Origin of the sequence: Streptomyces sp. NPDC048258, assembly GCF_043201995.1 — a bacterium.
Taxonomy (GTDB): domain Bacteria; phylum Actinomycetota; class Actinomycetes; order Streptomycetales; family Streptomycetaceae; genus Streptomyces.
This window is the reverse complement of the sequence record NZ_JBICZH010000055.1, coordinates 1-11,569: the sequence shown is the minus strand read 5'-3', so window position 1 is coordinate 11,569 and position 11,569 is coordinate 1. Positions and strand designations below refer to the sequence as shown.

Below are 11,569 nucleotides of genomic sequence, written 5' to 3'. Positions count from 1 at the left end.
GCCGACAGATCAAACTCAAGGCACCAGGGCCAGTCGTATCGCGAGTCAGGCCACCGCCGAAGGGCACCCCAACATCCTCACAGTCGTATCGGGTGTCTCACCGTCCCAGTTCCGGCCTCCTGGTACGTCACGCTCTGGGGCGGGTGAGGCACGTGGAGCCGACGTGAGCCGACCGGTGCACTGATGTCCGGGCGGGGACTCATGGGACATGGCCCGGCACCCGGCTCAGGTTCCGGGGAGGATACGGCGCGTTTCGTAGGCCCACATCGCGATCTCGACCCGGTTGCGGGCGCCGAGTTTGGCCATCAGGCTGGCCAGATGCGTCTTCACCGTGCTGAGGCTGATGTGCAGTGCATCGGCGATCTCGGTGTTGGTCAGCCCGCGGGCGACGGCGAGGAGCACCTGCTCCTCGCGGGCGGTGACGGGGGAGACCGGCTGGGCCACGGGCCGGCCGGCGGGCAGGTCCGCGAATGCCTGGAGCAGACGGACGGTGACGCTGGGCGCAATGAGCGCCTCACCGCCGGACGCCGACCGTACGGCCTGGGCCAGAAGGTCCGGTCCCGTGTCCTTGAGGAGGAATCCGCGGGCGCCGGAACGCAGCGCGCCGTAGACGTACTCGTCGAGGTCGAACGTGGTGATGACGACCACGGCCAGCGGGTCGGCGACGCCCGGGCCGGCGACCAGCCGGGTGGCCTCGAGCCCGTCGAGTACGGGCATGCGGATGTCGAACAGACAGACGTCGGGGCGCAGTTCGCGGGCCAGACGTACCGCCTCCCGCCCGTCGGCGGCCTCGCCGACCACCTCGATGCCGGGCTGGGCGTTCAGCATGATCCGCAACCCGGTGCGGATGATCGTCTGGTCGTCAGCGACGAGGACGCGAATGGACACCGCTCTCGCTCCTCGCTCTCGGCAGTTCGGCGTCGACATGCCAGCCCCGGTCGGTACCCGGGCCGGCTCGTAGTGTGCCGCCGAGCAGCGTCGCGCGCTCGCGCAATCCGGTAAGTCCGTATCCGTCGCGACCCCGGCCGGTGCGCCGGCCGTTGTCGCGCACGCTCACCCGTACCGTGTGCCGTTCCGCGGCGACCCGAACGACGAGCTCGGTCGCGTCGACCGCATGGCGCAGCGCGTTGGTCACCGACTCCTGCACGATCCGGTAGACGGCCGCGTCCACGGCCGGGGGCAGCGCGTCCAGTTCGCCGTCGAGCCCCAGGTCGACCCTGAGGCGACCACCCGGGGTGCGCACCAGGCGCTCCAGATCCGCGACTCCGGCAGGGGGCGCCAGCTCGGCGCCGACCCCGCGGTCGCGCAGCGCGGCGACCATGGCGCGCATTTCCTCCAGCGTGCGCGCCCCTTCCTCCTCGACCCCCTCCAGCGCCTCGACGGCGGCGGACGGGTCGGTGCCCGCGAGCACCCGGCCCGCCTGGGCGATGATCACCATGGCCGACACGTGGTGGGCCACCGTGTCGTGCAGTTCCCGGGCGAGCTGCTCGCGCTCGCGGGAGCGCACCTGGTCCAACTGCCGCTCGCGAGCGGTCACCCGGAACCGCACGGCAGCCCCGACCACGCCGGGCAGCAGCAGGAAGACGAAGCCCACGACCTTTTCGACGACCGGGGTCTCGTCCGTGACGACACACAGCGCGCCGACCGCGACGATCACCGCGCCGCCCAGCACGATCTCGCGTCCCGATCCCCACCGGGGCAGCGCGTACACCAGCACGAGCACGACCGCGCCGGTGTACAGGCCGACCGGCTCGCGCGGTGCGGCGACGAGCGAGGCCACCGGGAGCAGGATCACCGAGCCGAACGCCAGCGTCACCATCGCCAGCGGGCGGGTCCGGCGCCACAAGGGCAGCAGGCACAGCCATACGGCGAACACCACCGCCACCGGCCGCCACACGACGTTCTCGCGCAGGGTGGCCTCCAGCACCACACCGGCAAGGCCCGCGGCGAGCAGCGCCCAGTCCCGCCACACCCGGGCGGGCGCGTCGGGCGGCCGGGGTTCGGTCCACAGGGTTCGCAGGTCGTCTCGGAGCATGGTTCTCAGCCTAGGGACCGCGGCGTGCCGCGCATCGGCCGAAAGGACGGGTCGTCACTCCGCCCCGGGGCCGACGGATCCGCGGCCCGCGGGCCGATGCCGCGGAGCGCCGTGGCGAGGAGCCTCGGCATCGGCGGCCGTACAAGGACGGCCGCCGAGGTGGTTGGAGGACCCGATGCTCTCGAAAGCCCTGTTGCGCCTGGGCGCAAGCGCCGCCCGCCATCCCTGGCGGGTGATCGCGGCATGGCTGGTCGCCGCCACGCTCGCCGTCCTCGCCGCCGTCGCCTTCGGCGGGCGGAATGCGGATTCGATGACCGCTCCGGGACTGGACTCCCAGCGGGCCGCGGAACTGATCGAGCGGGCCGGCACCGGCCAGGAGGGGATGACCGCCCAAGTGGTCGTCACCCCCCTCGACGGCGCTGCGACGTTCTTCGGCGACGACGGCGCGCGCACCGCTCTCACGCGGCTGCAGACCGAGGTGAAGCGGCTGCCGCACGTGCTCGGCACGAGCGACCCGGCGGGGGCACTCGACGCGGGCGGGGACACCGCCGTGCGCGGCGGCCTCGTCTCGGCCGACGGGCGGATCGCGGTCGTCCGGGTGCAGTACCCCGACCAGAGCCGGCTGTCGGCCGAAGACCTCGACGCCCTCGTCGATCTCGGCGACCGGCTGCGCGCCGAACTGCCCCTGCGCATCGAGATGGGCGGGAACCTCTTCTACGCCTTCTCCGACCCCGACGGCGGCGTGAGCGAGTTGATCGGCCTCCTCGCCGCGGCCGCGATCCTGTTCCTGGCGTTCGGTTCGCTCGTCGCCGCCGCGCTGCCGATCGGCATGGCGGTCTTCGGGCTGACCATCGGAGTTGCCACGATGACGGTACTGGCGGGGGTGACGGACGTCCCGACCTTCGCCCCCGTCCTGGGCAGCATGGTCGGGCTCGGAGTGGGCATCGACTACGCGCTGTTCGTGCTCGCCAGGCACCGGGAGTACCTCGCGCGCGGGCTCGATCCGCAGGCGGCGGCCGGACGAGCGGTGGCCACGGCGGGGAGGCCCGTGGTCTTCGCCGGCGGCACCGTCGTCGTATCGATCCTCGGCCTGGCGGTCGCGAACGTACCGTTCATGACGGTGGGCGGGCTCGCCGTCTCGATCGTCGTCCTGACGATGGTGCTCGCGTCGGTGACGCTGCTGCCGGCCTTCCTCGGCGCCGCCGGCCCACGCCTGGCCCGGGCCGGCCGGATCGGCCGGGCTTTGCAGACCAGGAAGCTGGGCCGACTCGCACGGCGGCGGGACCCGGCGGCAGGCGCCGCCCACGCCGCCGGGTGGCGTCGCTGGATCGGGCACGTCAGCCGGCACCCGGTGCCGTACGCGGTCGGCGCGGCGGGGCTGCTGCTGACCGCGACGCTGCCCGTGCTCGGCCTGCGCGTCGGCCTGCCCGACGACGGCTCACTGCCCCACAGCCGTACCGAGCGCCGAGCCTACGACCTCGTCGCCGAGGGGTTCGGCCCGGGCACCAACGGTCCCCTCGTCATCGCCGCGGACCCCACCGGTGATCCGGGAGTGCTGGACCGACTCGTCGCAACGGTCGCGGCGGATCCGGGCATCGCATCCGTCGCGCCGACGCACATCGATCGGGCCACCGGCATCGCGACCCTCGTGGTGTTCCCGACCACCAGCCCTCAGGACAAGGCCACGGCCGACACCATCGCCCGGCTGCGCACCGACGTGCTGCCCACGGCGATCGGGCACGGCCCGGCCAGGGCCCACGTCGGCGGCGCCGCCGCGAGCCTGTCCGATGTGGGCCAACGCACCAGCCAACGCCTTCCGGTGTTCGTCGCCGCCGTGCTGGCGATGTCGTTCCTGCTGCTGATGCTGGTCTTCCGCTCGATACTCGTACCGCTCAAGGCGGTACTGCTGAATCTGCTGAGCATCGGCGCGGCCTACGGCATCATGGTCGCGGTCTTCCAGTGGGGCTGGGGAGGCGCACTCATCGGGCTGGAAGCGACGGTTCCGATCGTGTCGTTCATCCCGATGTTCCTCTTCGCCATCCTGTTCGGCCTGTCGATGGACTACGAGGTGTTCCTCCTCTCCCGCGTACGCGAGGAGTACCTGCGCACCGGCGACAACGGCACGGCGATCATTGAGGGCGTCTCGCGCACCGCCCGGATCATCACCTCGGCCGCCCTCATCATGGTGGCGGTCTTCCTGTCCTTCGCCGTCGCCGAGGACCCCTCCACCAAAATGTTCGGGCTCGGCCTGGCCACCGCGATCTTCATCGACGCCACGGTCGTACGCATGGTGCTGGTACCGGCGACCATGACACTCCTCGGCCGGACCAACTGGTGGCTGCCGAAGTGGCTAGACTGGATGCTTCCCCGCGGCCCGGTCGGCACCGACGACACCGACGCGGAATCCACGGGTGAGGCCCCGCGTCCACGGCTGGCTGACCGTTGACTCAACTCCTGCCCGCCCTTGGCGTCCGGCACCTCAGCGCGTCACCTAGGGGCATATCGAGTCGTGATCATCGGGTGGTCCTGGTGAGGTCCTTGATCCAGATCATCGAGGCGCGCAGGTGGAGACCGGCGAGGTAGCTGTCGGGAGTCTTGTCGTATCGGGTGGCGATGCCTCGCCATGCTTTGAGCTTGTTGATCAGGCGTTCGACGGTGTTCCGCTCCTTGTAGAGATCGGCGTCGTGGCTGACGGGTCGGCCACGTCTGGAGCCCTTCTTCTTCCGGTTGGCGGCCTGGTCCTTCTTCTCCGGGATGACCGCCTTGATACGGCGTTTGCGCAGGTGGGCGCGGTTTCCGCGGGACGAGTACGCCTTGTCCCCGGCGACCGCGTCCGGCCGGATGCGGGGTCGGCCGACCGGCCCGCGTACCCGTACCTTCTTCAGGACGGGGATGAACTGCGGGCTGTCCGCTGCCTGGCCTGTGGTCAGGATGAACGCCAGCGGGCGGCACTTGCGGTCGGCGGCGAGGTGGACCTTGCTGGTCTGCCCGCCTCTGGAACGTCCGAGGAGGGCGGCCTTCAGCCGGAGTTTCCGCCGACGCCGGATGCGTCGTCGTTCTTCCAGCGCGGGATCACTTTCGGTCTCTTGCCCGTTTTGCTCTTCGAGGCCGCCCCCTTTGACCTGGCCTTCTCCTCCTCGGCCGCGGCTTTCTCCAGGGCGGTGACGACGTCCTCGTCGAGGTGCATCCCGGCCGCGTCGTGGTGGGCTCGGGCGGTGGTGGAGTCGATGCTGACCAGGGACAGGTCCACCTCACCCCGCTTCGCGGCTTCCGTGATCAGGCCCTCCCGGCCGTACTCGCCGATCGGCAGGTACGGCTCGATGAACTCCCAATCCGGATCGGTCAGTTGCACTCGCGTCACGTAAGACCGTCTATCGGACCGGACCGTGCCACGAAGGCACATCCCGCAAATTGATCACGGCTCAATACGCGCCCTAGTGGAGCGGTGGATGAAGGCGTGGGAGGCGTGGGAGGCGACGGAGCACAAATGCACGGCGTGCTCGAAGCGCCCGGCGTGATGCGACCGGCACCCAAGAGCCACGCGGACGCGCTCCTGGTGGCAGTGCGCGGCGGGCACGCCCCGCACTCCCAGGTGCGGCTGGCCGACGGCCGCCCGGCCCTCGGCCTCGGGACTGGTAGGCGATGTCACGTATTCCTCGGCGACGCGGCCCGAGTGTCACCCAGAGTGGTTGTCGGCTCCGGTGAACAGCCGGATTCCGGCCTGGTTGTGATAGCTGAGCGACTTCGTGGTGACAGGTGCCGGGCGGGTGCGGGCCCAGACATCTGCCTCCCCCTTGGATGGGGAACCGACTATCGCAGTCCTCGAAGTCGACCTCGGCCTGCCGTGGAGCGGTCGCGAGGACAGCGGACCCGTGCAGCTGGGTGACCTGCCGGTCGATCGGTGCGGCATGCTCCTCGGTGACGCTCAGGCGCTCGACAACTTCACCGGCTTGGACGGCCAGTCCACTGACAGGCTGGCCGACGTCACCTGCTGGGGCAAGTACGAAGACGCCGTCCACTCACAGTTTGGCGGTGACCGCATCCCCCAGCACCACAGCAGCCACGGGCCACGCGGGTGGCTCGACCTCCCACTCGCAGAGGCCGAAGCAGTCGCCGAACGGCTGCGGACTTGGACACGTGAAGGACCCAGCAACGGCCTCATGCTCGCCGTCGATGCCCCTCGGCCCCATCGCCATGCCGTTGATCCCCGAGTTGGCTCCGGACGGGTTCGGGTTCTGCTGCTCTCCACCCGACCCGCTCCTGGTGCCTGCCTTTCCCTCCCGTGCAATAGTGAAAAAGAACGCAGTCACCCCGATGGGGAGAGTGTGATGAGAAAGCATGGCCTTCTACTAGTTGCGCTAATCACGTCGAGCGTTTTCATCGCCCCCAGCCCGGCCCAGGCGGGCTCCGCCACACTTCTGGTGAACAACGCGTCAGGCCTAGACGGAACCATCAGTGGATGTCAGAGCCCGACGTGCATGAATGGAAAGGGCCTTACGCTGACACGAACCGGTAACACATTTGAGTTCATCGGTGTACCAGGCGGCGGCTACCACATCCGGTCATACTACTGGGAAAACAAGTGCCTGGACGTCTGGGGCGCTGGAAACGGCGAGCCCGTCGTCATGTACGACTGTCGCAGCGACACGAGCCAGACCTGGACCCCATGGATCAACTACAAGAACCCTGCCAGTGACAACACCTGGATCATAGTGAACAAATGGAGCGGCAAGTGTCTTGACACCCGCAACCCAGCAATCAACAAACGCCCCCCTTCGGGCGCCGTTCTCCAAATATGGGACTGCAACGAAGCCTTTCGCTTTAACCAAAGGTGGGACATCAAGCTTTAACAAAGTCACTGCCAGGGGATGACCGGCCGTGGGAATGAGCCGGAGCACGTTAGTTGTCACATGGGCAGCCGCAACGCCTCGATGTCGCGCTGCGCTTCCTGTGGGCTGGCCCCCGCGGACGACGCCCCGTCCCGGCGTTTCCAGCTGTGACCGTCCACCGCCTCGTCCAGCGATCACGCAGATCGAGCCCGGAGCTGCCCGCAGCGTGACGGTCCGTCACCGGCGCACTGAAGCGTGATCGCCTTCACGGAAATCGCGGCCAGGACCCGGATGAAGTCGCCGTAGTCACCATATGGAATTACCCCAGTGAGCCGAGGGCACGCGGGCCGCCACCCGTGTGGTGGCGGCCCGCGCGCACTTCCTCCGACGGCCTGGCGTACCTCTTCGTCCATGCGGCGGCGCGGGCCTGCCCTCCCCGGGGCCTGCCCCGGCCTGAGCCCGCCCGTCGCAGCCTTGCGCACGGACGGCTCTCTCCTGCTTTACCGAGGAGCGTCGTTGTAGAGCAGTGCGCTTGGTGTCGCGCTGGTCAGGCCCTTCACTGTGTTCTTGGTGGCTGCACTCTTGATCCTCGGGCCCACTTGGGCGTGGGTCAGGGATTCGGTGGATCGGAAGGTTGCGGCGATGCCAGCTGCGTGAGCGGCGGCCATCGCGGTCCCGGACCTGGTGGCGGTCCGACCGGCAGGACCGGTCCAGGCGGAGAGGATGTCCTTGCCGGGGGCCAGTACGTCGACGCATTTGCCGAAGTTGGAGCCGGCGAGCATGTGGTCGTCCGGGGTAGTGGCGGCTACCGTCAATGCGCTCGGCGCGCTGGCCGGGAACTCGGCACAGGCATCCGTTCCATGGCCGCCGGCGGGGACGAGCACCACCACACCCTTGCTGAAGGCGTCGGACACCGCGTTGTTCAGGGCCGTACTGACTTCCCGGGTGGAGCTGCCGACAAGGATGACGTTGCCCTTGATGCCGTGGCTGTTGGCGACAGCCCAGTTGATGCCTGCGATGAGTTTGGTGACGGTGGAGGCACCGCCACAGTCGGCGACCTGCACGGCAACGAGCTTGGTCTTCTTCGTCACACCTAGGTTTTCGCGCCCACGGTGCCGGCCAGGTGCGTACCCACACCGTTGCAGTCGGCGTCGCTGCCACCGGCAACATTCGTCCCGAAAACGGCCCGGCCCTCGAACTCCGGGTGCGTGAGGTCGATACCCGTGCTCAGGACGAAGACCGTGACCCCCTCCCCCGCGGTGTCCGGATACGTGTACGTCCACGGGCCGGCCCCCACCGGTTCGCACTGTGAAATCCGGGCCAGGCCCCACGTCGCACCCTCCTGCTCGCCCGCCCAGACGCTTCCTGCCGCGCACACCGTCAAAGCCAGAGCTCCAGCCGCTCCACGGCCCCACATCCCTCGTGCCATCACGTCTCCTCACACCTGTTCCACCGGCGGGACACCCGCCCGCCCCTGCCCAACGACGCCGCTCAACAGCAGGCAATGCCGTCGCCGACCGCTCACCCGGCGGCCGCGACCGGCCCCGCCCCGAACCCCGGAACGTCCCTGCACTGTGGCGTCCAGGCACAGCCGCTTGAACCGGACCGCAGGCCGGCACTCCGCCCCGGTCGGCTCTTGATCTCCGCCACTACACCCGGACGGCCGCCTCCACCGCTGGTGCCCGGCCTCCGCCCGCCGCTTCCCGGAAGCCTGCACCTACCCCGCCGACAGCCTGCGGGCAGAGGCCACGCCCCGAGCCGAAACGGCTCGCGCACCCGAGCGCCCAAGTGGCCGATGCGTACGTCAGGAGACTGAGTGACGGGACGTCATTCCATAGTCACTGCACGCCCGCAGGGCATCGGCACGGGGAGACGGCGGCCAACAGGGCGACAGTGAGGATGGGCGGCACGCGCTTCATAACGGGTGCTCGGGAACGGCCGCAGGGCGGTGCGCGCCAACGTGCCGCGCGGCCTCCCGGACTCGGCGGCCTGGGCGCGCATCGACTCGAAGGGAGGGGTCAGGACCACTCGGGGTTGGCCTCCTTCACCGCAGCTCCGGGCCTGGCCCCCCAGCGTCACCGGCCGTGCGCGGCCCGGCGCGCCGGATGCGGCCAGAAGGCCCCGGGACATCAGGCTGCGGGGTGGGCCGGCTCCTGCTGTGACTCCAGGAGCCGGGCACCGCACTCCTGGCGGAGCGGGTTCTCCGGGGGAGGTTGTTGCGCGAGGCACCGGACGGATAGTTCGTGCAGCTCAGCGCGCCGAGTGCACCCTGTAGTCGCCGCAACAGGTGTGGCGCTTTCGCCGGTTCGGGAGAGTCATCGGACGCGCTGCAGCATCGTGGTCGCGCCCTGCTGCCGAGCCTCGAGGATCGCTTCCCGGCCGGCGGTCTGCCACCCGGTGGCAACGGCCGGCACGGGGACCTACGGGTTGAAGCGGCCGCATATGACGCGCCAGGTACTGGCACCACCACGACGGTTGCCGCACACGTTCGGGAGGCGGGCGTCGGAATGATCTGCACGAGTAGAACATTCAGCCAATCGGTTGATCTGTGCGGCGGGTCTCGGATCTGCCCTCCGGGTTGGCTGGGACGATCCCGCCCATGGCACCGAGGACAGGATCTGTCGAGAGTTCGGCAACAGCGCGGGTCGTCTTGCTGACGCTCTCGGCCGGTCAGTTCCTGATGGCGCTCGACAGCTCGGTCATGAACGTCTCGATCGCGACGGTGGCCGAGGACGTGGGCACGACCGTGTCGGGCATCCAAGGCGCGATCACCGCCTACACCCTCGTGATGGCGATGTTCATGATCCCCGGCGGCAAGGTCGGGGCGCTGATCGGCCGCAAACGCGCGTTCCTGATCGGCTGCTGCATCTACGGGGCCGGCTCCCTCACCACGGCGCTCGCACCGAACCTGCCTGTACTCCTGCTCGGCTGGGCGCTCCTCGAAGGCCTCGGGGCGGCGCTCATCCTGCCCGCGATCGTGGCGCTGGTGGCCGGCAACTTCGTCCCTGAACGACGTCCCGCCGCCTACGGACTCGTCGCGGCGGCAGGGGCCGTGGCGATCGCGGTCGGGCCGCTCATCGGGGGTGTCGCGACGACGTACTTCTCCTGGCGGTGGGTCTTCGCCGGTGAGGTGCTGGTGGTCCTCGGCATCCTGGTGCTGGCCCGCCGCATCGCCGACGCCCCGACCGGCGAACGCCGGCCCATCGATCTCGTCGGCGCCGTGCTGTCCGCGCTCGGGCTCGGGCTCTTCGTCTACGGGGTACTCCGCTCGGACGAATGGGGCTGGTTCCAGCCGAAGCCCGACGCACCCGCGCTGTTCGGGATCTCGCTGGTCGTGTGGCTGATGCTGGCAGGTCTGCTGCTGATCTGGCTCTTCCTGCGCTGGGAGGCCCGCCTTGTGGAGCAGCGCAGGGAGCCGCTCATCGATCCGGCGCTGCTGCAGAACAAGCAGCTCACCGGCGGGCTGACCATGTTCTTCTTCCAGTACCTCGTGCAGATGGGCGTGTTCTTCGTCGTACCGCTCTACCTGTCGGTCGCCCTCGGCCTGTCCGCGCTGCAGACCGGTGCCCGCCTGCTGCCGCTGTCGGTGACACTGCTGGCGGCCGCGGTCCTGATCCCGCGCTTCCTCCCGGACGTCTCGCCGCGGCGGGTGGTACGGCTCGGGGTCCTCGCCCTGCTCGCGGGCGCGGTGGTCCTGATGGCCGCGCTCGACGCGGACGCCGGCGCGGAAGTCGTCACCGTCCCCCTCCTGCTGATCGGCCTCGGCATGGGCGCGCTGGCCTCCCAGCTCGGGTCGGTCACCGTGTCCGCGGTACCGGAGGAGATGAGCGCGGAGGTCGGCGGCGTCCAGAACGCCGTCACCAACCTTGGTGCCTCGATCGGTACGGCACTCGCCGGATCGGTCATGATCGCCGCACTCGCCTCCTCCTTCCTGACCAGCGTCGAGCAGAATCCGGCGATCCCGGACAGCGTCAAGAGCCAGGCAACCGTCAAGATCCAAAGCGGCGCACCGTTCCTGTCGGACGCCCAGCTCAAGACAGCCCTCGACGAAGCCGGCACCAGCAGCGAGGTGACCCAGGACGCGCTGGACGCGAACGCCGCGGCACGACTCGAAGGCCTCCAGGCCGCGCTCGCCATCCTCGCCCTCGCCGCCCTCCTCGCGATGTTCTTCACCCATCGCATCCCGACGGCCCAGCCCCGCTCGACAGAGCCCTAGCCGCGGACTGCCTTGTCTTCGGCGCAGCCGTCGCGGGCGCGCCCTTGCCGCGCTGTGCACCTGGGGCGTGGCAGGGTGCGGTCGCACCAATCGCACAACACTGTCGCGCGGGCGCCCGCGTCCTCAAGAGCCCTGGCCGCCTCGTCTGCGACTTCGAGCCAGTTGGGTTCCGTGACCGCTACGGGCGCACTGTCGAGCAGAAGTTTGCTGTTCCAGAGACTGAGGCCGGTGACCGTCCGGATCGCACGGACCACCTCCACCTTCCGGTCACCTGCCTCTGTCAGCAGCACACGGAAACCTGGCTCTTCCACATACTCTCCCCGGCCACCCCAAGCTGTCCGGCAAGTGAACCATCACCGCAACTTGTGAATGTCATGAGCGGCGCAGACAGGTACCTAAGGGCTGTCCCGTAATCCCCGGCGGGCGCACGACGCCAGCTACGGCACCTCGCTGCGTTGTCGGAACGCCCGAATACGCCCAGTATGGGGG

Annotated in this window: 8 protein-coding genes and 1 pseudogene; 3 read left to right on the top strand and 6 right to left on the bottom strand. The window is 69.5% G+C overall.

Features of this window, described 5'->3' with window-relative positions; all coding sequences use genetic code 11:
• Nucleotides 1-225: 225 nt before the first annotated feature.
• Both ACGFYQ_RS41870 and ACGFYQ_RS41865 read right to left on the bottom strand, forming a co-directional pair.
• The gene (locus ACGFYQ_RS41870; protein ID WP_393752578.1) at nt 226-888 is read right to left on the bottom strand and encodes a response regulator; all 663 of its coding nucleotides are present in this window, start codon (nt 886-888) and stop codon (nt 226-228) included.
• Complete coding sequence (locus ACGFYQ_RS41865; RefSeq protein ID WP_393752576.1) at nt 863-2,035, bottom strand: sensor histidine kinase; 1,173 nt, start codon at nt 2,033-2,035, stop codon at nt 863-865. Before ACGFYQ_RS41865 ends, ACGFYQ_RS41870 begins: the two co-directional genes overlap by 26 nt.
• Before the next feature lie 175 nt (nt 2,036-2,210).
• Here ACGFYQ_RS41865 and ACGFYQ_RS41860 point away from each other — a divergent pair, with 175 nt between their 5' ends.
• Nucleotides 2,211-4,481: an MMPL family transporter gene (locus ACGFYQ_RS41860; protein ID WP_393752574.1), complete on the top strand. Its 2,271-nt coding sequence runs from the start codon at nt 2,211-2,213 to the stop codon at nt 4,479-4,481.
• A 67-nt stretch (nt 4,482-4,548) separates the two neighbouring features.
• On the opposite strand, the pseudogene ACGFYQ_RS41855 reads toward ACGFYQ_RS41860, so the two are convergent.
• A pseudogene (locus ACGFYQ_RS41855) lies at nt 4,549-5,396 on the bottom strand (IS5 family transposase).
• Nucleotides 5,397-5,907: 511 nt separating this feature from the next.
• On the opposite strand from ACGFYQ_RS41855, the gene ACGFYQ_RS41850 reads away from it, so the two are divergent.
• The gene (locus tag ACGFYQ_RS41850; RefSeq protein ID WP_393752572.1) at nt 5,908-6,885 is read left to right on the top strand and encodes an RICIN domain-containing protein; all 978 of its coding nucleotides are present in this window, start codon (nt 5,908-5,910) and stop codon (nt 6,883-6,885) included.
• A 479-nt stretch (nt 6,886-7,364) separates the two neighbouring features.
• Here ACGFYQ_RS41850 and ACGFYQ_RS41845 read toward each other — a convergent pair whose 3' ends face one another.
• Together ACGFYQ_RS41845 and ACGFYQ_RS41840 are read right to left on the bottom strand one after the other, a co-directional pair.
• Nucleotides 7,365-7,955, bottom strand: a complete 591-nt coding sequence (locus ACGFYQ_RS41845; protein ID WP_393752570.1) for a S8 family serine peptidase — start codon at nt 7,953-7,955, stop codon at nt 7,365-7,367.
• A 2-nt stretch (nt 7,956-7,957) separates the two neighbouring features.
• The gene (locus ACGFYQ_RS41840) at nt 7,958-8,161 is read right to left on the bottom strand and encodes a hypothetical protein (RefSeq protein WP_393752568.1); all 204 of its coding nucleotides are present in this window, start codon (nt 8,159-8,161) and stop codon (nt 7,958-7,960) included.
• Between the two features lie 1,302 nt (nt 8,162-9,463).
• Between ACGFYQ_RS41840 and ACGFYQ_RS41835 the strand changes: the two genes are divergently transcribed.
• Nucleotides 9,464-11,080, top strand: coding sequence for an MFS transporter (locus ACGFYQ_RS41835; protein WP_393752566.1), 1,617 nt, complete (start codon nt 9,464-9,466; stop codon nt 11,078-11,080).
• On the opposite strand, the gene ACGFYQ_RS41830 is transcribed toward ACGFYQ_RS41835, so the two are convergent.
• Nucleotides 11,077-11,370, bottom strand: a complete 294-nt coding sequence (locus tag ACGFYQ_RS41830) for a ribosomal protein L7/L12 (RefSeq protein ID WP_393752564.1) — start codon at nt 11,368-11,370, stop codon at nt 11,077-11,079. The genes ACGFYQ_RS41835 and ACGFYQ_RS41830 overlap by 4 nt on opposite strands.
• Nucleotides 11,371-11,569 lie beyond the last annotated feature (199 nt).

What these genes read in the sequence shown, in the direction of transcription:
- ACGFYQ_RS41865 (WP_393752576.1), bottom strand. Translation starts at nt 2,035, where the DNA reads ATGCTCCGAGACGACCTGCGAACCCTGTGGACCGAACCCCGGCCGCCC.
- ACGFYQ_RS41835 (WP_393752566.1), top strand. Translation starts at nt 9,464, where the DNA reads ATGGCACCGAGGACAGGATCTGTCGAGAGTTCGGCAACAGCGCGGGTC.
- ACGFYQ_RS41860 (WP_393752574.1), top strand. Translation starts at nt 2,211, where the DNA reads ATGCTCTCGAAAGCCCTGTTGCGCCTGGGCGCAAGCGCCGCCCGCCAT.